The sequence below is a fragment of the Rubrilithobacter danxiaensis genome (assembly GCF_047272945.1).
Lineage (GTDB): Bacteria > Bacteroidota > Bacteroidia > Sphingobacteriales > Sphingobacteriaceae > Rubrolithibacter > Rubrolithibacter danxiaensis.
Map to the genome: position 1 here is coordinate 39,875 of NZ_JBKOPS010000009.1, position 24,521 is coordinate 64,395.

At 39.4% G+C, this 24,521-nt stretch carries 23 protein-coding genes; 9 read left to right on the plus strand and 14 right to left on the minus strand.

All coding sequences use genetic code 11. From position 1 onward, the window contains the following. Positions 1-126 precede the first annotated feature (126 nt). Complete coding sequence (locus ACLCDL_RS12660) at positions 127-1,623, plus strand: MFS transporter (protein WP_423148681.1); 1,497 nt, start codon at positions 127-129, stop codon at positions 1,621-1,623. A gap of 14 nt (positions 1,624-1,637) precedes the next feature. Here ACLCDL_RS12660 and ruvX read toward each other — a convergent pair whose 3' ends face one another. Continuing rightward, positions 1,638-2,057, minus strand: a complete 420-nt coding sequence (gene ruvX / locus ACLCDL_RS12665) for a Holliday junction resolvase RuvX (protein WP_423148682.1) — start codon at positions 2,055-2,057, stop codon at positions 1,638-1,640. A 176-nt stretch (positions 2,058-2,233) separates the two neighbouring features. Here ruvX and ACLCDL_RS12670 point away from each other — a divergent pair, with 176 nt between their 5' ends. From ACLCDL_RS12670 to ACLCDL_RS12680, 3 genes are read left to right on the plus strand one after another with little or no spacing between them, the layout of a single operon-like run. Then, complete coding sequence (locus ACLCDL_RS12670; RefSeq protein ID WP_423148814.1) at positions 2,234-3,379, plus strand: DNA polymerase III subunit; 1,146 nt, start codon at positions 2,234-2,236, stop codon at positions 3,377-3,379. Further along, on the plus strand, positions 3,379-4,698 hold the full coding sequence (locus ACLCDL_RS12675) for a PSP1 domain-containing protein (RefSeq protein ID WP_423148683.1): 1,320 nt from the start codon (positions 3,379-3,381) through the stop codon (positions 4,696-4,698). The genes ACLCDL_RS12670 and ACLCDL_RS12675 overlap by 1 nt, the downstream gene beginning before the upstream one ends. Continuing rightward, complete coding sequence (locus tag ACLCDL_RS12680) at positions 4,698-5,165, plus strand: gliding motility lipoprotein GldH (RefSeq protein WP_423148685.1); 468 nt, start codon at positions 4,698-4,700, stop codon at positions 5,163-5,165. Before ACLCDL_RS12675 ends, ACLCDL_RS12680 begins: the two co-directional genes overlap by 1 nt. Positions 5,166-5,231: 66 nt before the next feature. Here ACLCDL_RS12680 and ACLCDL_RS12685 read toward each other — a convergent pair whose 3' ends face one another. Beyond that, the gene (locus ACLCDL_RS12685; RefSeq protein ID WP_423148686.1) at positions 5,232-6,527 is read right to left on the minus strand and encodes a UDP-N-acetylmuramoyl-tripeptide--D-alanyl-D-alanine ligase; all 1,296 of its coding nucleotides are present in this window, start codon (positions 6,525-6,527) and stop codon (positions 5,232-5,234) included. Between the two features lie 94 nt (positions 6,528-6,621). Between ACLCDL_RS12685 and ACLCDL_RS12690 the strand changes: the two genes are divergently transcribed. The 3 genes from ACLCDL_RS12690 to ACLCDL_RS12700 all read left to right on the plus strand — a co-directional run bounded on the left by ACLCDL_RS12690 (position 6,622) and on the right by ACLCDL_RS12700 (position 10,046). Further along, complete coding sequence (locus ACLCDL_RS12690; protein ID WP_423148687.1) at positions 6,622-9,123, plus strand: M14 family metallopeptidase; 2,502 nt, start codon at positions 6,622-6,624, stop codon at positions 9,121-9,123. Positions 9,124-9,438: 315 nt separating this feature from the next. Beyond that, the gene (locus ACLCDL_RS12695) at positions 9,439-9,666 is read left to right on the plus strand and encodes a type II toxin-antitoxin system RelE/ParE family toxin (protein ID WP_423148815.1); all 228 of its coding nucleotides are present in this window, start codon (positions 9,439-9,441) and stop codon (positions 9,664-9,666) included. A 65-nt stretch (positions 9,667-9,731) separates the two neighbouring features. After that, entirely contained in the window at positions 9,732-10,046 is a 315-nt protein-coding gene (locus tag ACLCDL_RS12700) for a helix-turn-helix domain-containing protein (protein WP_423148688.1), read from the plus strand. Between the two features lie 392 nt (positions 10,047-10,438). On the opposite strand, the gene ACLCDL_RS12705 is transcribed toward ACLCDL_RS12700, so the two are convergent. The 4 genes from ACLCDL_RS12705 to ACLCDL_RS12720 all read right to left on the minus strand — a co-directional run bounded on the left by ACLCDL_RS12705 (position 10,439) and on the right by ACLCDL_RS12720 (position 13,567). Beyond that, positions 10,439-11,281 (minus strand): sigma-70 family RNA polymerase sigma factor, encoded by an 843-nt coding sequence (locus ACLCDL_RS12705; protein WP_423148689.1) that lies wholly within the window; start codon positions 11,279-11,281, stop codon positions 10,439-10,441. A gap of 51 nt (positions 11,282-11,332) precedes the next feature. Then, on the minus strand, positions 11,333-11,506 hold the full coding sequence (locus ACLCDL_RS12710; RefSeq protein ID WP_423148690.1) for a hypothetical protein: 174 nt from the start codon (positions 11,504-11,506) through the stop codon (positions 11,333-11,335). 36 nt (positions 11,507-11,542) lie between these two features. Continuing rightward, positions 11,543-11,851, minus strand: a complete 309-nt coding sequence (locus ACLCDL_RS12715) for a hypothetical protein (protein ID WP_423148692.1) — start codon at positions 11,849-11,851, stop codon at positions 11,543-11,545. A gap of 162 nt (positions 11,852-12,013) precedes the next feature. Further along, entirely contained in the window at positions 12,014-13,567 is a 1,554-nt protein-coding gene (locus tag ACLCDL_RS12720; protein WP_423148693.1) for a rhomboid family intramembrane serine protease, read from the minus strand. Positions 13,568-13,982: 415 nt separating this feature from the next. Here ACLCDL_RS12720 and ACLCDL_RS12725 point away from each other — a divergent pair, with 415 nt between their 5' ends. Further along, positions 13,983-14,327, plus strand: a complete 345-nt coding sequence (locus ACLCDL_RS12725) for a helix-turn-helix domain-containing protein (protein WP_423148694.1) — start codon at positions 13,983-13,985, stop codon at positions 14,325-14,327. A 12-nt stretch (positions 14,328-14,339) separates the two neighbouring features. Here the strand turns inward: ACLCDL_RS12725 and ACLCDL_RS12730 are convergent, their stop codons facing one another. The 7 genes from ACLCDL_RS12730 to ACLCDL_RS12760 all read right to left on the minus strand — a co-directional run bounded on the left by ACLCDL_RS12730 (position 14,340) and on the right by ACLCDL_RS12760 (position 22,152). Beyond that, a complete protein-coding gene (locus ACLCDL_RS12730; RefSeq protein WP_423148695.1) occupies positions 14,340-15,608 on the minus strand; it encodes an MFS transporter in 1,269 nt (422 codons plus the stop codon). 59 nt (positions 15,609-15,667) lie between these two features. Next, positions 15,668-17,032 (minus strand): M20/M25/M40 family metallo-hydrolase, encoded by a 1,365-nt coding sequence (locus ACLCDL_RS12735; RefSeq protein WP_423148696.1) that lies wholly within the window; start codon positions 17,030-17,032, stop codon positions 15,668-15,670. Between the two features lie 86 nt (positions 17,033-17,118). Beyond that, positions 17,119-19,224 (minus strand): ATP-dependent DNA helicase RecG, encoded by a 2,106-nt coding sequence (gene recG, locus ACLCDL_RS12740; RefSeq protein ID WP_423148816.1) that lies wholly within the window; start codon positions 19,222-19,224, stop codon positions 17,119-17,121. A 16-nt stretch (positions 19,225-19,240) separates the two neighbouring features. Beyond that, entirely contained in the window at positions 19,241-20,149 is a 909-nt protein-coding gene (locus ACLCDL_RS12745; RefSeq protein ID WP_423148698.1) for an EamA family transporter, read from the minus strand. A 5-nt stretch (positions 20,150-20,154) separates the two neighbouring features. Then, on the minus strand, positions 20,155-20,532 hold the full coding sequence (locus tag ACLCDL_RS12750; RefSeq protein WP_423148699.1) for a RidA family protein: 378 nt from the start codon (positions 20,530-20,532) through the stop codon (positions 20,155-20,157). Between the two features lie 27 nt (positions 20,533-20,559). After that, a complete protein-coding gene (locus ACLCDL_RS12755; RefSeq protein ID WP_423148700.1) occupies positions 20,560-20,703 on the minus strand; it encodes a DUF6728 family protein in 144 nt (47 codons plus the stop codon). 84 nt (positions 20,704-20,787) lie between these two features. Next, complete coding sequence (locus ACLCDL_RS12760; protein WP_423148701.1) at positions 20,788-22,152, minus strand: OmpA family protein; 1,365 nt, start codon at positions 22,150-22,152, stop codon at positions 20,788-20,790. Positions 22,153-22,314: 162 nt separating this feature from the next. Between ACLCDL_RS12760 and ACLCDL_RS12765 the strand changes: the two genes are divergently transcribed. Next, positions 22,315-23,604, plus strand: a complete 1,290-nt coding sequence (locus ACLCDL_RS12765) for an aminopeptidase P family protein (RefSeq protein ID WP_423148703.1) — start codon at positions 22,315-22,317, stop codon at positions 23,602-23,604. On the opposite strand, the gene meaB is transcribed toward ACLCDL_RS12765, so the two are convergent. Next, a complete protein-coding gene (gene meaB / locus ACLCDL_RS12770) occupies positions 23,591-24,469 on the minus strand; it encodes a methylmalonyl Co-A mutase-associated GTPase MeaB (protein WP_423148704.1) in 879 nt (292 codons plus the stop codon). The two genes, ACLCDL_RS12765 and meaB, sit on opposite strands and share 14 nt — an antisense overlap. Positions 24,470-24,521 lie beyond the last annotated feature (52 nt).

Genomic DNA, 24,521 nt, shown 5'->3' on the forward strand with positions numbered 1-24,521 from the left:
AACAAAACCGCCATTAGAGATTTCGGGAGATTAAGATAGATTGAGAAGGTTTTTTAACTGCAAGCCTTTAAAACCTGAAAAAGAAGTTCCTAATCCTTTCGGAAAGCTTTAACGAGCTTTTATCTTATGAAAATTTTACAACCTTCAGAAAACCTGTCAGAGAAACAAATCAATTCAGGTTTAAAATTAGTAATTGCCGACGGACTTGCTGCAGAAGGCATGGTTACCTTAACCGGAGGAGCATTTTTAGTGGCAATCGCCATTCATTTAGGAGCTTCAAACTTTCAATTAGGTTTGCTGGCTGCTCTTCCTACATTTTCGAGTATTTTTCAGTTAGCATCCATCTGGCTGGTACGCCGTTTTAATAACAGAAGGGCGATTTCTGTAGTAAGCAACTTTATTGCCCGTTTCCCGCTGCTGGTAATTGGTATGCTCCCCTTCATGTTTTCGGGAAGCACAAGTATACAGGTACTGATATTCTTACTGTTTTTTCATTACTTTTTTGGTTCTGTTGCCGGTGCCAGCTGGAATTCGTGGATGAAAGACCTGGTTCCTGAAAATAAGCTTGGAACTTATTTTTCTCATCGCAGCCGCGTAACGCAAATATTAAATGTTACCATGAGCCTTCTGGTAGCTACTTCGCTTGATTACATAAAAGCACATCATCCCGATAAAGAAATTATTGCCTACTCTTTAATGTTCTTAGTTGGTGGTTTGCTTGGCATGCTGGGGGTTTACGCCCTTTCGCGTACACCCGAGCCTAAATCGTACCTTTCAAATGAAAATTTCCTTAAACTGTTTAAAAAACCTTTGCGTGATAAGAACTTCCGGAACTTAATGGTTTTCCATTCCTTCTGGGCATTCTCTTTAAATATGGCAACGCCGTTCTTCTCTGTTTTTATGTTAAAAACACTCGGATTGCCGCTGTCCTATATTATCCTCTTCGGAATAGTAAACCAGATAAGCAGTATTTCTGCATTAAAATTATGGGGCCGCTACGCAGACAGGTTCAGTAACAAAACAATTATCAGGATAAGCGCCCCTATTTATGTAGGTTGTATTGTTGCCTGGGCTTTTGTAGGAATGGCACCCACTATGTATTACAGCATAGGTTTGCTTGCTATTATTCATATCCTTAGCGGGATGTCAACCGCAGGAGTAAACATTGCGTTATCAAATATCGGACTAAAACTGGCATCGAAGGAAGAAGCTATAGTATACCTCACTTCTAAAAACATGATGGTGGCCTTATTTTCAACCATCGCACCTATGATTGGAGGATTAATGGCTGATTTTTTTGCAAATCACGAATTTATATGGAACCTGGAGTGGAAAAGTGCCAACGTGGTTAACAGTCTCCCGATAATTGCTTTAAAAGGCTGGAACTTCTTCTTTGTAATAGGAGGATTTATGGCGCTGTTTTCTTTAAGATTGTTGAAAAATGTAAAAGAAAAAGGAGAAGTTGGAAAAGAAAGAGCTGTTATTTATATGAAAGCAACTTTCAGGTCGAAACTGAAAGGATATTCAAAAAACCAGTTCGACCTGTCTAAAATTTTAAGCCCGGTTGCACTTCCTACATTAATTAAGAAAAGAGTTTCAGGAATACTGGATTTTGAAAAATAATAGGGGCCAGGTTATCAGAGATAGGATTGTTTTTCCAGGTAACTTTGTAAAATAATGGTGGCCGAGATAGTATCAATCCGCTCCTTATTCTGCCGGTCTTTCTTCTTAAAACCGCTTTGCGCAATGGCGGCGCTTGCCATTTTCGAAGTAAACCGTTCATCGATGGTTTGTACCGGTATTTGCGGAAAGTTCTTCTTCAAAATTGTAATAAAACCTTTAACATGCTGACCAGATTCTGACGCTGTACCATCCATTTGTTTAGGTTCACCAACTACAAAACAAGCCACTTCTTCGGTTTGAAGGTATCTTTTCAAATAGTCAACTGCATCTTTCGGATGAATTGTTTCCAGGCCTGTAGCTATTATCTGTAAAGGATCGGTAACTGCAACTCCAATACGTTTGGTTCCATAATCAAAAGCCATTATACGGGCCATGAGCTGATTTAAATAAATGTTAAAAAGCAAAGGTACGCTTTCATAAAACAGGATCATATGCTGTTCATGACTTACTTTAGTTTTTAGTGTTAAAAAATTTCTGTTTTAATCCCCCAATTGTAAAAAGTGTAGCACCTCATATCCCACATCTCATTTCTATTTCTTATTTTGCACAAATGCAGTTTTCTGATATTATCGGTCAAAACGAAGTAAAAGAACATCTTATCCGTACGGTAAAAGACGGTCGGATAAGTCATGCACAATTATTTTTAGGTCCGGAAGGTTGCGGGAGTTTACCGCTTGCCCTTGCTTACGCTCAGCTTATTTCATGTCAGAATCCGTTGGAAAAAGATAGCTGTGGCCAGTGTTCCTCCTGCCGGAAATACAGGAGGCTCATTCACCCTGACCTGCATTTTTCCTACCCTTTTTTTGCAAAGCATAAAGACGATACGGCTATAACCTTTATTGAAGAATGGCGTGAAACTTTTCTTGCAAACCCGTACTTAAACCTTGACAGTTGGAGAGAATCGTTAGATGCAGAAAACAAACAGGCAAACATTAATATTGCTGAATGTCACCAGATAATAAAAAAATTAAGTTTAAAACCATTTGAAGGAGAATACAAGGTTTTAATAATGTGGCTTCCGGAATATCTGGATAAAGAAGGAAACACATTGCTTAAAATCATTGAAGAACCTCCGCAAAAAACACTGTTCCTTTTAGTTGCTCAAAACCAGGACCAGATATTAAACACCATTCTTTCTCGTACTCAACTCGTTAAAATAAACAAGCTGAAGGATAAAGAAATAAAAGAACATCTTATTCAAAACCTCCAGGTTGAGCAGCAAAGAGCCGAGCAGATTGCTTACCTGAGTGAAGGAAATATGAATACGGCTCTCACCCTTTTACATGGCGAAAGCAACAATAATTTCAACTTGTTTTCAAACTGGTTGCGTATGTGTTTTACCAACCGGGGTGTTCAGATAATTGATTTTGTGGAGGCCGCAGCAAAATATGGCCGCGAGAATCAGAAAAACTTTTTGCGCTTTGGAATGAAAATGTTTCGTGAAGTGATGATTACACTTTCCAACGCCCGGTCTCTGGTTAATTTGCCGGAAGCTGAAAAAGAATTTATTTTCAACGTAAGTAAAACCTTAAACCTGGCTCAGGCCGAAGCACTATACAATGAGCTTGAAAAAGCACACTATCATATAGAAAGAAACGCAAACCCTAAAATTTTATTTTTAGATGTATCTTTGCAATTTGTTAAAATATTAAAGTTTAATACGCTCCCCAAGGGGACTCAATATATATTCAATTAATGGGATGTGGAAGTTGTTCATCAGGCGGCGGATGTACGCCTGCAGGCTGCAAAAGTAACGGCACTTGCCTTACAAACGGTTGCAGTAAATTAGATGTTTACGATTGGCTGGCCCACATGGACCTGCCATCAAATTATAAACCCTTCAATATAGTTGAAGTAAAATTCAAGGGTTCCCGTAAGGATTTTTACATTAACCACGAGGATATTTACGTGGAAAACGGTGAATTAGTAGTTGTTGAAACCCCAACAGGAGGATACGACGTTGGCCATATTTCTCTAACCGGAGAATTGGTGAGAATGCAATTGAAAAAGAAGCATCTGAAAACGGAAGACGTTACCAAAAAAATTCTTCGTAAAGCTTCTCCTGCTGATGTAGATAAGTGGAAAGCCGCAAAAGATCTGGAATGGGAAACTATGCACCGGGCAAGAAAGCTCGCCATAGATTTAAACCTTTCTATGAAGCTGAGCGACGTAGATTACCAGGGGGATAAAACAAAGGCTACCTTTTATTATACCGCCGAAGGACGGGTTGATTTCCGGGAACTGATCAAAAAGATGGCTGAGGCATTCCGCATACGCATTGAAATGCGGCAAATAGGCATGCGCCAGGAGGCGAGCCGGCTTGGAGGGCTCGGGTCCTGCGGAAGAGAGCTTTGTTGCTCAACCTGGCTAACCGACTTTAAAACGGTTTCTACCTCTGCTGCCCGGTATCAAAACCTTTCCTTAAATACCTTAAAGCTTGCGGGCCAGTGCGGTAAATTAAAATGCTGCCTCAATTACGAGCTCGATACGTATATGGACGCTCTTAAAGACATTCCGGATGATATTGAACGATTAGAAACCGGAAAAGGTACTGCACGGCTTCAGAAAACGGATATTTTTAAAAAATTAATGTGGTTCAGTTATCCGAACGAAGAAAACTGGATTCCCCTGGAAATAAAACGTGTACGCGAAATTCAGAAACTGAATAAGGAAGGGATAAAACCAGAAGACTTAAAAGAAGAAGCGGCTGAAATTGATGCTGCACCTTTGGCTAAAGTACTGGATTATGAAAATGTAGTAGGCCAGGATAGTTTAACCCGTTTAGACGAAAGAACAAGGAAAAAGAAAAAGAAGAATAAGAACAGAAATAAAAACGGGGCGGTACAAACCGGGCTACCGGGTACTGTTAAAACCGCTGAGGGAAAACCTCAAAGTCAGGCCGATTCAGCAGAAACGGAAAAAACAAGCCCGAAGCCAAACCAGGGAAACCGGAACAATCGCAGGTTCCGTAACCGGGGAAATAATAACTCCAATAATCCAAAAGAAAACTCATAATGCCAGCACGGTTTTTATTGTTATGTTTTTTTGCACTAAGCTTAACTGCCTGTACTGATAACTTTATAGTTGATACAAGCCAGGCAATATCAAACCGCAACTGGAGTTATATAGAAAAGGTTAAAATTCCTGTCACTATTGAAGACGTAAACCAAAAATATAACCTTTATATCAACTTACGCCACACAGCAGACTACAAATACTCAAACATCTTCATACTTATTCATGAAATAAGGCCGGATAAGAAACGAATTACGCTTCGTAAAGAGTTTAAACTTGCATATCCGGATGGTGAATGGCTTGGAAGCGGTTCTGGAAATATTTATACCTACCAGCTTCCATTCAGAGAAAATTACACCTTCCCGGAAAAAGGCACCTATGTTTTTGAAATGGAACAAAATATGCGTGATAACCCCTTGAGGGAAGTGACGGATGTTGGGCTACGGGTGGAACCTGTAACTGAATAGTCAGAAATAAAATAATCGCAGGCTCGGCTAAAACCCAGTCTGCGACTCAAATATTTTTAATACTACTTACAATACCTCTACCAGCTTTTCCAGCTTCATTCCCCTCGATCCCTTAATCAATACAGTAGCATCTTTTACCGGGTGATCTTTCAAATAAGTAAAGGCCTCTTCTGTCGACTCGAAGAAATAACTTTTATCATCCCGCAATTTGCAAAACTCTTTCCCGATAAAAATCTTCTTGTCTGCAGTTATTTTTAAAGCCTTTTCTAAAATAGCCCGGTGCTCTGCTGCTGATTCATTGCCTAACTCAAACATATCGGCCAGAATGATCACTTTCTGATCGGCGTCTATAGCGTTAAAATTATCCAAAGCGACCATCATGCTGCTTGGATTGGCGTTGTAATAATCGCAAATGAGTGTATTTATTTCAGTTTTTGTGATTTGAGAACGGTTGTTACTTGGTACATACCCGCCAATACCCCGATTAATTTGCTCCGCATTTAATCCGTAATATAAACCGATAGCTGCAGCAGCTAATATATTTTCCAGGTTATAGATACCTGTTAGATTAGATTTTACACAATGCTTATTCCCTTCCGCAAACCAGTCTACCACGAGGTAGGGATTATTTTCAACCAGGTACCCGTACACAAAACACTCCGCTTTAGTACCGTAATAAATCGGCTCGGTTAACCCTCTTTCTTCACTCATTGCTACCAAAAAATCATTATCACGGTTTATAAAGGTTTTACCACCACTAACTTTCATAAAATCGTACAACTCTCCTTTCCCTTTTTTCACTCCTTCAAAGCCACCAAATCCTTCCAGGTGCGCTTTCCCCACATTTGTAATAAGGCCTGCAGTAGGTTTTGCTATGCTGCAAAGAAAGGCAATTTCCTTCTGGTGATTGGCTCCCATTTCTATAATTGCGATTTCTGTATCTTCTCTAACTGATAGCAGCGTTAGCGGAACTCCGATATGATTATTCAGGTTTCCGAGGGTAGCATACGTTTTAAATTTCTCAGATAAAACTGCTTTAATCAGCTCTTTTGTCGTTGTTTTTCCATTGGTCCCCGTTATGCCTATAACAGGAATATTTAGCTTTTGGCGATGAAATGTCGCCAGTTGCTGCAAGCTTGTCAGCACATCATCTACCAGGATACAACGTTCATCCTTCCGGTATTCTTCTTCATCAATTACCACGTAAGAAGCGCCGCTTTCTAAAGCTGCAGAAGCAAAGGAATTGCCGTTGAAGTTTTCCCCTTTCAACGCAAAGAAGATACAATCTTTACTTATTTTACGGGTGTCGGTACAAACTACAGGGTGCTTAACAAATAAGGCGTAAAGTTCTTCTATCTGCATTTTAATGGCTTTGCACAATATTACTGTTCATAATGAAAAAATAAAAGCTAATTTCATAACAACAAACACATATTTTTTAGCAATAGTTTATTGTATGAAGAGACTAATTATTCTACTGATTTTTTTTCTGACGGTGGCTGCGGATGTTTCGGCTCAGAAAATAATGTCTCCTTCAGAATTTCTCGGATATAATCTGGGAGATCAGTTTACTCCGCATGATAAAGTGTTATCTTACTTCAATTATATAGCTGCACGAAGTAAGAATGTACAAATAAAAAATTATGGCAAAACTTACGAAGGAAGGCCGCTCATACTCGCCTTTATTTCTTCACAAAAAAATATAGAGCGGTTAGATGAGATCAGGAGGACCAATCTACAGTTTACAGGCTTACAGCAAGGCACCCCAAACGAAAGACAGCAACCGGTAATTGTATGGTTAAGTTATAATGTACATGGAAATGAAGCTTCCTCTACCGAAGCAGCAATGGAAATTTTGTATCGACTTTCCAGCCCTTCAGATACCACCGTTCAAAACTGGCTCAATAATACCCTTGTAATAATCGATCCCTGTTTAAACCCTGATGGCAGGGAACGTTATATAAATTTTTACAATCCGGTAAGGAGTTTACAGCCCGATCCGCTACCTGAGAGCCGCGAACATGCTGAACCCTGGCCGGGCGGGCGTTCCAATCATTACTATTTTGACCTGAACCGCGACTGGGCATGGCAAAGCCAGGCAGAAACACAACAACGAATGGCAGTTTATAACCAATGGATGCCGCAGGTTCACGCCGATTTTCACGAGCAATCTGTAAACTCACCCTATTACTTTGCTCCCGCCGCCGAACCCTTTCATGAAGTTATTACTCCCTGGCAGCGTGAATTTCAAACCCTGATCGGTAGGAACAATGCCCGTGTGTTTGACCAGAAAGGATGGTCGTATTTTACACGCGAACGTTTTGATCTGCTTTATCCATCGTATGGTGATACCTACCCAACCTATAACGGAGCCATAGGAATGACCTTCGAACAGGCAGGAAGTGGCCGTGCCGGACTAAAAGTTATAACTTCCGCAGAAGATACCTTAACATTAAAAGATCGCATAGAACATCACCTTACAAGCGGGCTAACTACTATTAAAACAGCATCCGGCAATGCCGCGAGGCTTTTAAAAGAATACAAAAATTACTTTTACACTGCCAAAAACAAGCCGCCCGGAGAATACAAAACGTACATAGTAAAAGGCGAAAATCCGGAAAAATTAAAGTCCCTGGGTAAATTATTAAAGGCAAATCAAATCAACTTTGGCTTCGGAGGCCGCTATACAGGAACCGGCTTCAACTATTTTTCACTGAAAATAGAGCGTTTTACCGTGTCAGCTACCGATATGCTTATTAATTCCAACCAACCAAAATCTGTTCTGCTCAAAGTGCTGTTTGAACCACATACCGCTATCAGCGACTCCAATACCTACGACATTACTGCCTGGGCTTTACCTTATGCTTTTGGAATAAAGACCTCCGCCACCACTGCACAAATCGATGCGCCGTTAGCTGATTCGCCTTCGCAGATAAAAAAAGAAGAACTAAATACACCTGCAATTGGGTATGGTTTTAAATGGGATTCGTTTAAAGATGCTGAATTCCTGGCCGTACTGTTAAAAAAGAAGCTTAACATAAAGGTCGCCGAACTACCTTTCGAAGTAAGCGGCAAAAATTTTAGCGCCGGTTCCTTTATTATTTTCAAGTCGTTGAATCCTGCTATTGCCGGAAACTTTGATGCAAACATAAAAAAGCTGGCAGAGCAAGCGGGAGTCATATCATTTCCCATAAGTTCCGGGATGGTTGACAAGGGGTCGGACTTTGGCTCAGCAAAATTTCATACGCTTAAAACGCCGAAAGTAGCTTTGTTTGCCGGAGAAGAAACATCTTCCTTATCTGTTGGAGAGATCTGGCACTTCTTCGAGCAGGAACTTAAATATCCCCTGTCGATTTTACCGCTTGCTCAGATTGAAAAAACTACGCTGAATAAATTTAATGTTATCATCCTTCCCGATGGCGGGTATAAACCGCAGGTCATCGATCAGCTTCAGAACTGGATTGAGAACGGAGGCAAACTGATTGCTTTAGGCGAAGCTGTTAAGTCGATAGCAGACCGGAAAATTTTTAATCTCAAGTCTAAAAATGACAGCAGCGAAGCCGAAAAAGATGTTTACGAATACCTGAAGCCCTATGAAAACCGCGAACGCGAAAGTATAAAAACAGAAATCCTGGGGGCAATTTATAGGGTTGATTTAGACAATACACATCCTTTAGGCTATGGTTTTCCCGATTATTATTATACGCTCAAGACGAATTCAGACCTATTCCAATTCCTGAGCAGTGGCTGGAATGTGGGAGTTCTTAAAAAGAATAATTATGTAAGCGGCTTCGCCGGAGCGGAAACGAAAAGAAAATTAACCGACGGCCTTTTGTTTGGAACTGAAGAAATAGAAAACGGAATCATAGTTTACCTGGTCGACGATCCGCTCTTCAGGGGCTTTTGGGAAAACGGTAAGCTCTTATTCTGCAACGCCTTGTTTATGGTAGGATGGTGATGAGTTGGATTTGGAATCAGGTACGGAAGCGTTAACTCGGTTCCTAAATTTAGGCGGCATGGCAACTAAAAACTTGTATAATTTTAATACAAAAACTTTCTTTTATTATTAATATCTGAAATGGGTGGGTATCCCATCCTTGTGCTATAGCAAGCATATCCGGCGGATTGAAGTTTCCTTATAAGGATACATTTGCTTACCTTTGTTGATGACCAAACTTTTTGAGGTAATATTTTTAGAAGAAGTTTTTGAATTTTTAAACAAACTTGATAAAAAGCATCAGGAAAAAATATTATTAACATTCGTAAGGCACAAATAGCGCATGACCCCGAATTATTTAAAAAACTTACTGAGGACATTTGGGAACTTAGAACCTTATATCAAGGTTTACATTATCGTTTACTTGCTTTTTGGGATAAAACAGATAAAAATAATACGTTAGTTATTTCGACTCATGGCTTTGTAAAGAAAAGAAGCAAGGTGCCTGAAGGTGAAATTCAGAAAGCTAAGCAAATTATGATTGAATATTTTAACGAGAAATAACTAAGTCCTTACGTTTTTGTTGATACAATCCAAGCGGTGCAGCTTGTTAAACTCTGCAAAGAAAAATGAAAACATACACATTAAATGAATTACAGGATAAATTTATCGGGCCGGAAGGAAGTCCAGAAAGAGATAAATTTGAATATGATTTGCAAATGGACTTGATAAGTCTTGCAATAAAACAAGCTCGTAAAGAAAGGCATTTGACCCAGGAAGAGCTGGGCAAATTAGTAGGTGTTCAAAAAGGCCAAATATCTAAGCTTGAAAACAGTGTCAGCAATGTGACAATTGATACGATTATGCGTGTATTTACTGCTTTAAAAGCAAAAGTGAAATTGCAAGTTGAATTGCCTAATAATAAGATTGTAGTGGGACAATAGTTATGGAATACAGCATTGGTAACTGTTGCACAACCAGTTAATACCTCCTGCTGTTCCTACTGTTCGACATGTTCCGAAATGCATGTCGAACAATAGATCCCTAGTTTTTTAGCCACTGCTGTTCGACATGTTCCGCAGGCATGTCGAACATTAGATAAAAGGATCTATAATCCGGGAGACAAACCGAATTATATCCTTTTAAATCCTGTAAGGCTGTGATTGTTGGATAAGAAGAAGAAATACTTGTATAGCAGTTGCGGCGATTATTATGGTATTAGAAAAGGATTACTGTAATTAGTGATATAGGATTATAAATCCTCCTCATCAATAAATTCGATATGCCTTTGAGAACATGTCGAACAGCGAAAAAAGTTCAACCTAGCACTTCACCCTTACCACTTTTTCCTTTCAATATTTTTAAGTTTTTCAGGATCGATAACGATATTAATCTGAACGACATCCCCTTCCGGTGAGAACTCAAAAACCTGGCAGCTAACCAGCCTTTCTCCTGAATAGTACAGCAAGGCTGGCTCATGGTTAACCGCTGCAGTAATAATTGAAAAGCCTTTTTGATACGTTTCATAAACAAACAGCAATAAATCAGAAACAGCAGCAACGCCCTTCAAACTCCGTGCTGCAATGTTCAGGTTTGGCCCTCCGTCTGCATAAAGTGCCACGTCATGAGAAAGCAGCTTTTTTAGCTTCAAAACATTACCCAGGCGGATTGCAGAAACATATTCGGTTAGCTTCTCAGAAATGCACGAAGGTTTTCTGTCCTGGCTTATCCGGTCCGGCTTTAATTTACTTTTTGCCCTGCTTAACAGTTTCCGCGAGTTTTCTGTACTTACAGACAGGAATTCCGAAATTTCTTCATGAGAATAATCAAAAGCTTCTTTCAAAATAAAAACTGTCCTTTCTTTAGGGTTCAGCTGTTCCAGCAGTACCAGCATAGAGTAAGAAGCCATTTCTTTCAATTCAACAGCTTTATCAGCATTGTCTGTAGCAACAGGCTCCGGAAGCCATATCTCACCGAGTTTCAACCGGCTTCTTTTGCTTTTTATATTGATCGCCTGATTGATTACACCTTTAATCAGGTAGCTCTTTTCATTTTCAATGCGTTCTCTCTTTACAGTATAATAATTAGTCATCACCTCCTGAATAGCATCCAAAGCATCGTCAACGGTTCCGAGAATATTATAAGCATAAGGAAAAAGCACTTTTTTATAGTCTTTCATGCACTCTGATCTGATTACCTACCTTTTTATGACAACAACCATTTCGAAAACTTACGCTGCAAGAATGGCATGAGTAAAAATACCATAATTGGAACAAGGATAAGTGTTAAAACCAAAGTCCGCACAGGAAGTGGTGGTATAGCAGCCAGGATTTTTTCGGATAAGGCGAGGACGAACGTAATTGCCGGATAAACAGCCACCCAGGTAAGGACAGCTGTTTTCCATTTTTTTGGACGATTTTTGAAAGATTCCATTTCTAAATTAAAAGATAGGATGAGAAGAATCAATCAAAGTAAACGCTTCAATTACCGGCTCTTTCTCAAGCCCGCTTTCATCCCGCTGTTCCTGGAAGGATTTGAAGGACGGAAGATCTAAAAACTGGCGCTGCGATTCATCGGAGTTGTAAATGGAAATGTGGCTGAATGTTTTGCCATCTTTAGCCAGCAGAACAAAATAGCGCATTTCGGGGTCCGCAATGCTTTCTACTTCTGCTAAAAAAGCCCGGACGTTTTCACGGTTCTTTGCTGCAAATTCCTGTTTAACGGTGTAAGTTACTTTGATAGTTTTCATTCTTTTAATTTTTATACACCCCTAAGACAAGCAGAAGAAAAAAACGTGACAAGTTTTTGTAAAACGGAGATTTATAGAAGAATTTAAAAGGGATTTGTATCCTGTTTTCCTGTATTAAAAATCAATTTCGATTTTTAAGTAGGGGTTAACCTATACCAGCCCTCATTTAACATATTCCAGCCACTTGTCATTACTGTCTTTCAAATCTTCCCGGATAATGTTATTCATTTGTACAGTGAGGTTATTAATTTCCGGCCGGTATTTCTTTGTTCCTTCAAAGCATTCTTTATAAAGCAGTTTGAAAGATTGTTTCTGCAGCCTGCTATAGGTAATCATCCTCTTCACTTTTCTGCAAAGAACTTCCGGCAGTTTAAGCCGTTCCATTTCTGCCGTCACACGGAAGTTTTTGTCCCACGGTTCAACTCCTTTTTCTTTAATATGCTGTAATTTCTCCTGCTTATCAGCATAATAAATATAGCTGAACACATCCCTGGTCAGGAGTTGATTTTCAAGATACGCGTTATTTAGTTCCTTAAACCGCTCTAACTGGTAATCAGGAATACTGTATAGAGAGCCCGAAACAATGAGGGAAATAGAAGTTATAACAGCGCCGTATCGCAGGGCATCCGTATTAAGGAAAGGGGGATTATTAATTTTAACGGTAAATAAAAGTCCGATTATAAATCCGGAAATTAAACCGCCAACATGAGCTGCATTATCAATTTGCTTCCCCATTCCGTTAAACAGCATCAGCGCTATTACCAGGGCCGTGCTGATCATCATCGCTTTGCGGGCATTTTTTTCAAATAAATCGGTAGCAAGCATGGCAAGAAAAACTCCAAACATTCCCATAATTGCCCCCGAGGCTCCTCCCATAATTCCGGTAGGATGATATATCAGGCTAAGTGTACTTCCGCATATGCCGCTTAAAAGATAGGCCAGAAGGAACTTTTTCGGCCCCAGCTTATTTTCAGTCATCAAACCGATATAAGCTAAAGCATATGTATTGGAAAAAAGATGCAAAACAGAAAAATGTATAAAGGTATTGCTTGTTAAACGCCAGAAATTTCCCGAGAGAGTTAAATGACGATTGTTTGCACCAATAGAATAATAAAAGTTCGTGTAAAAGTTTTCCAGATCGGTGTAGCCGTTTCCTTTATTTGCAAGCACAACAGACTTTGCTACCAGCAGTATAAATGAGAACAGGAAATAGATGATATTAAGATCAATGATGATTGGAGTTACCAGGTACCCTTTTCTGGGTACAAACAGATGAAGCACATTCCTGATCTTTTCCTTGGAAGCAAGCGGAGCTGTTTCAAAATAGGAGTTGCTGCTTAAGGCCGCCCGTTCCTGGTAATTCTGTACCTCTTCGTTCCATACATCCTTTAAATGGAACTCAACGTATTCAAACTCATTAAAAAATTTGTCAAGATTATCGCTGTTTTTACTATAATCATTAAATAAAAGCTGGATACCCACGCATTCGCTTTTTACAATGGCAAAGTTTGATTTAATGCGGATAGAAATTTCTTCTGTATACGATTGCCACGAAAGGTTGGTGTAAGCAATTAATCCCGATTCCGAAAGATGACTTAATTTCCACCCCAGATTTTCTATAGCCTTTAAAGCTACTACCAGGTATTGTTCCGCAGGAAACTCTCCTAAAGGAATGTATTTTTCTACTTTGGGCGAATAGCCCCAGGATGCCGGCATATAATTTTAAGCGTTCCTCTAAAATAAGATATGTTTAGCAGAAATAAAAAAGGAAGGCCCTTTCCCAATATTCGGTTATATAAAGCAGTATCGTTAATTCCTCATTCTAAGTTGGTTATTCCCGCTTTTAGAAACAACTTTTCCCACTATATCATGGTAACTCCGCAATCCTTAAACGTTGTTTCTACTAAACAAACAGTATTTTCTCATACTAACTCCGTAACTTTTTATAGTAGCAAAACATTTTCCCGGTATAAATACATTGCTCCCCGGAATTTGACTGTTACTTCCCATTATTTAACAGTTGTTCCCGTTTTATTTAACCTTTTTTCTAAAATAAAACGATAAATGTGGTATCATTTAGCCTTTCAGTGAATTATTATTATCTTGATATTAATATTAACCTCTCAATAATATGTTATACTTTAGTCTCAAACCTGTATTTAAACTCAGGGGGATACATAATCCTTACAACTTACTTGTAAAAGCCGGCATATCTTCTCACAGTGCCAGCAGTTTGCTAAACAGTGACCTTCGCAGTATGCGACTGGATCATTTGGAAAAGGTTTGTATCCTGTTAAACTGCACCCCCAACGATCTTTTAACCTGGGTACCCGACAGTGATTCCAAATTAGAAGAAGATCATCCCTTAGCCGAACTGAAGCCAAAAACAGAAACTGTTGATTTATACCTGGCCTTAAAGAAACTACCTTTAAGTGAATTAAAAAAAGTAGCAGGTTTGATACAGGATGCTAAATGAATTAGTCGCTACTTAATGAGGGTGTATTTCCTTTAAGCCCAAAGGAACAAGTTTTTTAGTTTTCAGGTAGGTTATACTAACCACAATGAGCGTCATACATCCCCCAAAAATTACCGCCGGAACGGTGCCGAACAAACGTGCCGTCAGCCCCGATTCAAAAGCGCCAATTTCATTAGAGGATCCTATAAACATGGAGTTTACCGCCGAAACCCTTCCCCGCATGTCTTCTGGCGTTAACAGCTGCATAATAGTAGACCGGATTATTACGCTTACGCTGTCAAAAGCGCCTTCGCAAAAAAGGAAGAACAGGGTCAGATAGAAGTTTCTGGATATTCCGTAACAGATTATACTAAGCCCGAAACCGGTTACAGCAAACAGAAGGTTTCTCCAGGGTTTATTCATCGGCGAATGCCTGGCCATAAATAACATCGTTAACACGGCACCTAAAGCAGGGGCAGCCCGCATCATACCGAACTGTTCTGCTCCTACATGCAAAACTTCACTTGCAATTACCGGAATAAGGGCTACAGCACCGCCAAAGAAAACAGAAAAAAGGTCCAGGCTCAGTGCACCTAACAGCATCCTGCTGCTGAAAACAAACTTTATTCCCTGAGAAAGGCTGCTCATAATACTTAAACCGGAAGTAAATTGAGGAGGATGTTTTTGAAGAAAAAAGGTGCTGCTCAGAGATATTAAAAGACAAACCAGGATAATGGCAAAAGTCGCCGTTACACCGGCAAAGCCGTAAACAAGACCGCCTAAAGCAGGTCCTCCAATAGAGGCGATCTGCCAGCCGGTACTGTTCCACGTTGAAGAATTCGGATAATGTTCTCTGGGTATTATCTGCGCCATTATTGAAAAAAAAGCCGGCCCCAGAAAGCCTCTCCCTAATCCGATACAAAAGATCATTACGTAGATAATAATAACAATGTTTTGCTCCCCCAGGCGGCTCGAGAAGTAAGGCAGTGTGATTAGAAAAAGTACAAGTGAGCAAATGAACAAACCGGAAAGCATCCATCTGGCAATACCTCTCTTTTCTGATTTATCGGCAATGTATCCGCCATATAATGCAATTCCTATTGCAGGTATAGCTTCGGCAAGGCCTATAAAGCCCAGAGAAAGCGGATCTTTGGTGAGGTGATAAATATACCATCCTATAACAACCGCCTGTATCTGGTACCCGAAAGTGAGGAAAAAACGCATACTTAGAAATGCCCTGAATTCGGGATAACGTAATGCAACGTAAGGATCGTTCTTCTGCTGTGAACTGTCTGTTTCCAAGTGCTTGTCTTTGATATAATAAATTAAAACAGGGGTTTCTTGTTTTGAACACGAAAACTTTACAAGCCGTATTTATCAATCAGATAAATCAAAGAAGCCATAGAAGCTGCTCCTAATTCAAGCTCACGTTTATTTACGTTTTCAAATACATCCGAAGTAGAATGGTGAATATCAAAATATCGTTGGCTATCCGGCATATACCCAATTAAAACTGTATTTTTTAAAGGGCTTATATCAGCACCTGCTTCTCCGTTTATGAGTTCAGCTAATCCGTAGGGCTCTAACAGCTGCTTCCAGTTTTCATTTATCTTCTTAACTTTCTCCGGAACATCCTGAAAAGCAAATCCCCGTGGAGTAAACCCTCCTTCATCCGATTCAATTGCTGCTATATGTTTTTCTGCATTACGTTCAGCTAATTCAGCATACTTTGTTCCTCCCCGCAATCCATTTTCTTCATTCACAAACAATACTGCTCTTACGGTATGTCTTGGTTTATATCCAAGCGTTTTAAACATCCTCAGCACTTCAACAGACTGCATCACTCCTGTTCCGTCATCATGAGCACCTTCTGCAAGGTCCCAGGAATCTAGGTGGGCTCCTACAGCAATTATTTCTTTAGGATTTCCTGTTCCTTTTATTTCAGCTATTACGTTATGCGATTTCGCATCTGGTAACTCCCGGCAAGATTGTTTGAAATAAAACGTAAGCGGTTTCCCGGATTTAATTTTTTCACTTAGTAAGTTAGCGCCTTTTGTGCTGATAGCAGCAGCCGGAATTTTAAGAACACCATTATCGTACCGCATGGTTCCTGTATGAGGATTATCGTCAATAGCATGAGTCATTGAACGCACAATAACCCCTACTGCGCCCAACTTTGCTGCTTCAACCGCACCATGAACCCGCTGATCAACCGCACCTCCGTAAGATAAAAAAGTTTTGATGGGTCGTGGATCAAAAGGGCGGTTATAAAAAACAATCTTTCCTTTAACCTTTGCTTCACCCATAGCACGTAACTCGTCAAAATTCTTTACTTCTATTACATTAGCCGTGATGCCTTTTTCAGGAGTAGCTACAGATCCGCCCAAAGCAGTAATGGGAACGGGGATTTTTTCATTACCTGATTTAATAAAAGCAGTTTCCTTAGCTCCGCGTACCCAATGCGGTACCATTACTTCCTGCAGGTAAATAGTATCGAACCCATACTTCTCCATAAGCTGTTTTGTCCAGTTTACAGCTTTCTCAGCATTTGAAGAGCCGCTTAACCTGGGGCCTATCTTCTTACATAAATATTCCAGGTTCTGGTAGCATTGGCCGTTTATCAAGGCCTCATCATAAATTTTTCGGATAAATACCGAATCTGTTTGAGCAAAAGCCGTCGATTGTATCAGGAAAAACAATACTGCTATGCGTTTATAAATTTTCATTTAAAAAAATTGTTTTAAAAGGGTTAATGAAGCTATTTATTCTAATTGAACCATGCAATGTTCAGGATCGTTTCATAATTCTCACTTCAGGAAATCTTATCCCAGCTTATTCCGCCGCCATGTTTATTAAAATACTGATTTAATACCTGGTTCTTATCAAGAGATAATTCCGGATCTTCTTCAAATATTTTTATTACTGCCTGCCGGGCCCTGGTTAATATAAGCTGATCGGTGGCTAAATTAGCAAGTTTTAGATCAAGTACGCCACTTTGCTGCGTACCTTCTATATTTCCCGGTCCCCGTAACTGGAGGTCTGTTTCTGAAATTTCAAATCCGTCGGTAGTCCGTACCATAGTTTCAAGCCGTGTTTTACCTTCTTTGCTCAATTTGTTTCCAGACATCAGTATGCAATAAGACTGTTCCGCTCCTCTTCCCACCCGACCACGCAGCTGGTGCAGCTGTGAAAGTCCGAAGCGTTCTGAGTTTTCAATGATCATGACACTTGCATTTGGGACGTTTACTCCAACCTCTATTACGGTAGTTGCTACCATAATCTGGGTTTCCCCTTTTACAAAGCGTTGCATTTCAAAATCTTTATCAGCAGGAGAGAGTTTGCCATGAACAATACTGATACGGTAATCGGGCAGCGGGAACTCCCGTGATATGGCTTCAATACCCGCTTCCAGATGCAAAAGATCCAGTTTTTCGCTTTCTTTTATTAATGGATAAACCACATATACCTGCCTTCCTTTCGCAATTTCCTGCTTCATGAAACCAAACATCCTCAAACGCTGGTTTTCAAATAAATGAATTGTCTTAATTGGCTTTCTTCCCGCAGGAAGTTCATTTATTACGGAAACATCCAGGTCGCCATACAATGTCATGGCAAGAGTTCGCGGAATGGGGGTAGCAGTCATCACCAGAACATGCGGCGGAACCACATTCTTTCGCCAAAGCTTAGCTCGTTGCTCTACTCCAAAGCGGTGCTGTTCGTCAATAACTGCCAGACCGAGATTATTAAACTCAACCGAATCTTCAATAAGTGCATGTGTCCCTACCAGTATATCCAGTTCTCCATTTTTTAAGCGTTCGAGTATTTTTTTACGCTCTTTTTTGGGAGTAGAACCGGTTAAAAGGGCAACAGTCACAAAATCTACGGCTAACAACTGATTGAGCGAGGCATAATGCTGCTGTGCCAGGATCTCTGTAGGTGCCATCATGCAAGCCTGGCATCCGTTATCTATTGCTAAAAGCATACTCATTAAAGCGACAATCGTCTTCCCGCTTCCCACGTCACCCTGCAGCAAACGGTTCATCTGCACGCCTTTTTGAGTATCCTGCCTTATTTCTTTCAATACCCTTTTTTGTGCATTCGTTAATTCAAAAGGAAGCTTTTCAGAATAGAATGTGTTAAACTTTTCGCCCACTTTTTCAAACACTACTCCTTTAAACCGGATCTTTGCTAAGTGTTTATTTCTTAAAAGCTTAAGCTGAATGAAAAAAAGTTCTTCAAATTTGAGGCGCTTCTGGGATTCAAGAAGCAGGTTTGTATTTGCCGGAAAATGAATGTTTACAACAGCATCCGCCCTTTTCAGTAAGCTTTCTTGATGCAGCAGATAGTCCGGCAAATTCTCTTTTATCTCTGGCAGGACAATTTGAAGCAGATTGGTTTGTATCCGCTGAATCCCTTTGCTATCCAGCGAAAACTGTTTTAGCTTTTCTGTAGAGTTATAAACAGGCTGAAGGGTAAGATTTCCTGTTTTTTGAGCATGAGGATTATACAATTCTATCTCCGGATGAGGAAATGAAATTTTTCCGTTAAACGAATTAGGTTTGCCAAAAACTACAAAAACATTTCCGGGCTGCACCATCTTTTGAATCCATTTTACCCCCTGGAACCAAACAAGCTCTACACTGCCGCTATCATCTTTAAATAAGGCTACCAGACGCTTTGTATGTTTCTCGCCCACTATTTCGCAGGATAACACTCTTCCTATAACCTGTACAGCAGGCAAGTCTGCATGAAGCTCTTTAATTTTATAAAATTTGGTGCGATCAATATAGCGGAAGGGATAATGCTGCAGCAGGTCAGAATAAGTAAAAATGCTGAGCTCCTTTTTTAACAGGTCTGCACGCTGTGGGCCAACACCTTTAAGATATTCAATCGGGGTTTGTAATACCTGTTCTGTCAAGAGCTCCAAGTTTTTATCAACCAATATGTTTCATCCTGTTTCTTATTAATCCTTGTATTAAATCGGAATTAAATAAGGCAACAGCTAAAAATAGCAAAGTGTATGCACATAACTGATAAGTGGTAATACCTTCATGAAAATAAAAAAACGCTACTGCAAATGAAATAATAGGATTTATGTAAATGATAATACCTACTGTAGAAGATGGAATACCATTTAAAGCATATAAGCTCAGGAACAAGGGAAGAATAGTAAAAACTACGGATATGAGCAGGATATTCAGCCAGAAATCCAGCTCAACCGGTACTGCCCGTTGATGTAAAAGAAACAGAGGCAGCATTAAAATCAATGATATAACAAGCTGCACGCCAAGGATAGTAAGCTTATCTACATTATTCAGCACCCTTTGTACAATGAGATAGAACGCATAAAAAGAAGCAATAAAAACTGACCAGCTTACGTCCGGCGCAGATCCCCAGGCTAAAATGATTATACTCAAAGCTGCTACCCCTATAGCAATAAATTTTCTTGAGGATAATTGTTCCTTTAAAATCAGAAATCCGCCAAGTGCAGTAATTAAAGGGCAAACCATGTACGCAAAGGCAGCAGATTTGAGGCTCACATTATTTGTAGCATAGATAAATGTAAACCAGTTACCGGTAATAAGTATTCCGGCCAGAAGCGTAAGAAGCAGTAGCTTTCTTTTAACAGGAGCTGGTGCTGATTTATAATAAGTAATATCAGATTTCAGTGAAGTTTTCCTAAAAACTGAAATGATTAACCATGTTATAACTAAAGAAGAGAATATTCGGTAATGCAATATCTGCTCTGCAGGGTAGGCTTTAAGGTGGCGTAAAGGGATTGCAAAAAATCCCCAGATTACAGCAGCTAAGAAAGCTGCCAGGTAATATCTAATTTTAGTCAAGAGTATTATTTACTGGCAATTACTGATATTTCTACATTCACGCTTTTAGGTAAGCCGGCAACGGCTACTGTTTCGCGTGCTGGAAAATCAGCGGTAAAGTATGTTCCATAAACTTCGTTTACAGAATTAAACAGACTCATATCACTTAAAAAAATTGTAGATTTTATTACTTCGCTAAAAGTATATCCTGCTTCAGAAAGAACTGCTGAGATATTTTCCATTACCTGTTTCGTTTCTCCGGCAATAGTTTCTGAAACTAATTCACCTGTTTCTGGATTAATAGCAATTTGTCCTGATATAAAAAGCAGGTTTCCTGTTTGTACAGCCTGACTATACGGTCCGATAGGAGCAGGAGCATTTGTGGTATAAATAGTTTTTTTCATAGATTCTTTAATAGCAACTTAATCATATTATTTTTTCAGTATAAACCAGTCGATTAATTTATATATCAAACCTGCGACAAATAAAATAATAGCAGTTGCATTAATAATATGCATCACCTTTAAATTAAAATTCGATGGCCGGTTTGGATCCCTTTTCCTGAAAAAATACATGATAGCACAAAGTTAAAAATAAAAAAAAGAGGGCTGCAAATGCGCCCTCTCTTTTTTTAAGATATGCTTAATATACTATATCTCTTATTGACCGTTTGTGCCAGTCATCATTCCTACTGGTTTGATTTCAACTCTACGGTTTTGAATACGTCCTTCTTCTGTTGAGTTTGAAGCAATTGGACGGCTTTCGCCATAACCTTTAACTGAAATACGTTTTGCATCAACTCCAGAGTTAACAAGGTAAGTTTTTACTGAGTTAGCTCTGTCTCTTGATAAGTTCATATTGTATGATTCAGTTCCTTCAGCAGAAGCGTGACCTTCAAGGTTTAGCTTAGCGCTGCTGTTAGCTCTAAGATCATTAGAAACTCTATCTAAAGTTGGGTAAGATGAAGTTTTTAATACTGAGCTGTCAAATTCAAACTGAATATTGTTGTAAACACCAGCCTGAGTGCTATCAGCAGTAGGTAACTGAAGAGGGCAACCAGAACCATCTACTACAGTACCTGCAGGAGTTCCAGGGCATTTGTCGAATTTATCAGAAACACCATCACCGTCAGCATCTGCAGAAAGTTGGTTAACAGTTGACTCAAGAGTAGATACACGACCTTTAAGAGCTTCAACTTCCTGACGTAATGTAGGATCTTTTAATTCATCGTACATTAAAGCAACAGGGTTAACCCAGTCTAAATTTGGTTTTGCAGAAGAACCTAAAGAGAATTCAAGGCCAGCATATCCGTAAGACCATTTGTCTTTAGATACAGGGCTTGCTCCATAGCTTAAATCAAGTAAATCATGATCTAAGAAGTTCATATCATAACCTAAATCAAAGTTTACACGATCAGAAACTTTAAATTTAACGCCAACACCAACAGGGATGAAAGCACTTTTCATGTTGTCTTTGTCACCATCATCACCAAAAGTACCTTTTGGCGCAACAGTTGTACCGTTTCCGGCAACGTAGCTTGGGTTATAAGCAGCTAAACCGTAACCAGCTTTAACGATGAAGTTAACAGCATTTTCTCTGCGTAAGAAATCTGCAGTAGCTACATTAACAACACCTTTAATAGTTGCAGCATAATTCAAATCAGTGCTGAAAGACTGGCGGTCGTAAGCAACACCACCTGGAGCATCTTCATTTGTTCCTGATAGTTTGCCTCTCATTACGCCTAATTCCAATCCGAAAGCATGACCTAATTGCTTACGTACTGTTAAACCATAACCAAGATTTGCTTCCCAGTTTGTGTAATCATTTGCTCCGCCTGTAAGAACAGCAGGTGCTAATACTCCAGCATTAACCCCGATGGACCAGGTTCTGTACTGCGCCCGCCCACCAAATACTTTGGCAGATGAACTTGAAGCTGTTGCTGTAGTATCTTGTGCATTTGCTGACAAAGCAAGTGCAGACACCAGTGAGCATGCAACAACTTTCTTAATTGTAGAATAATTCATACTCTGTTTTTTTTAAGGTTAAACAATTTTTAATTGTGTAATTTAATGCAAAAATAAATATAAGTTTGACATCGCCAAATTCACAAATATTATTCCATTTTCTTGCATTAACATTAGTTATACTTAAAGGTTTTTAATTTTAGCAAAAGATACAAGGTTCTTATGAAGTATTTACCAATAGATAATAAATTGTTTATTTCTAACAGAAAGCGTTTTTGCAATAGGTTAAGCACTAATTCTATTGCTCTTTTTAATGCCAACGACGAATTTCCACGTAGCGGCGATCAGACCTTCCCTTTTAAGCAGAATGCCGATCTTTTTTATTTATCAGGTATTGATCAGGAACAAACTATTTTACTTTTATATCCCGATTGCCCTAATCCTTTGTATCGTGAAGTACTATTTTTAAGACAAACAAATGAACACATAGCAGTTTGGGAAGGATACAAATATACCAGGGAAGAAGCAAGTAAAGTATCAGGAATTGAAAACGTACGTTGGTTGGAAGATTTCTGGAGTATTTTAACGTCTATAATTTTTTATGCCGAAACAATCTACCTGAATACCAACGAGAATGACCGCTTTTCGCCCGGAGTTCCATATCGCGACCTTCGGTTTATCAGGGAACTAAAAAAACGGTACCCACTACACCACTTCGAACGGGCTGCACCAATTCTTCGCGATTTACGTGTAGTCAAATCTGAAATTGAGATTGAACTGACCAAAAAAGCATGCAATATTACCCGGGATGCGTTTGTAAGAGTTCTTAAGTTTGTTAAACCCGGGGTGAAAGAATACGAAATAGAGGCAGAAATTATTCATGAGTTTATCAGGCAGGGAGCTACCGGGCATGCCTATAGCCCAATTATCGCTTCCGGTAAAAATGCTAATATCCTTCATTATAACGATAATAACCAAATTTGCGCAGCTGGTGAGGTAATACTCTTTGATTTTGCTGCCGAATATGCAAATTACAATGCTGATTTAAGCCGTTCAATTCCAGTTAGCGGCAAATTCACTCCACGCCAGCGAGAAGTTTACCAGGCCGTTTTAAGAGTACTGAAAGAAGCCACTAAAATGATAGTTGCCGGAACAATATGGAACGAATATCAGGAGGAGGTAGGTAAAATAATGGAAAGTGAACTGATTGGATTAGGCCTGCTCGATAAACACGATGTTTCAAAGCAAAACCCTTCCATGCCGTTATATAAGAAATATTTTATGCATGGAACCTCCCATCACCTTGGGTTGGATGTGCATGATTTTGCAAGCCGTTACAAGCCTTTTGAACCCGGAAATATTCTTACCTGCGAACCCGGTATTTATATTCCTGAAGAAGGTTTAGGGATACGGCTTGAAAATGATATTTTAATAACCGGCGAAGGAAATATCGACCTGATGGAAAATATTCCTTTAGAAATAGAAGAAATAGAAGAAATCATGAATTCCTGATCCAATCGTTAACAAAACGATACAGGTTAAAATCACTTTCCTTCAAAGCTTCAGCAATTTCCTGCTGAAGCTTTTTTTTATCTATCCCTTTCATCTTTTTGCTTTGAATCAAACTCCATGCTTTTTCAGCCAGTAGCATTTCCTTTCTTTTACCAGTATGAGTTTTTTGTGCAGAATGTATTGAACTTAACAGTTCATCAATTCCTTCGGCTTTCTCTGAATTGGTTTTAATAACTGGTGTTTCGCAGCCTCGTTGCGTTGTTAATTTTTTCAGGTTATTTGCAAATTCAGCAGCGCCCGGCCGGTCTGCCTTATTGACTGCAAACACGTCTGCTATTTCCATTAAACCTGCTTTTATATGTTGAATTTCGTCACCGGCCTCCGGAACGAGCACCAGAACTGTTACATCTGCCAGTCCTGCTATTTCAACTTCAGATTGTCCAACTCCAACTGTCTCCACTATTACATAATCAAATCCTGCCGCTTTCAGAACATCCACCATTTCAATGGTCTTGGCAGAAATCCCGCCTAGCGAACCGCGTGTAGCAACGGAACGAATAAATACGTTTTGGTTATTAAAGTGTTCATTCATTCGGATACGATCGCCCAATAAAGAACCATAATTAAAAGGAGAAGTTGGGTCTACAGCAAGCACTGCAATTCGTTTATCAGATTTCAGAATTTTACTGATAAGTTTACTAATTAAAGTGCTTTTACCAGCCCCTGGAGGGCCGGTTATTCCAAGTACAACAGATCCGGAAATAGAAGGCAGATTATGAAGTATATCATCACACCCTTCAAGATCATTCTCAATAATAGTTAATGTTCTGGCAATTTTTCGGAATTCTGGTTTTACATACTTCATCAGCAGAAATTATGCATTTTTTAAAATAGTAAAATTTGAAAAGCTATATTAA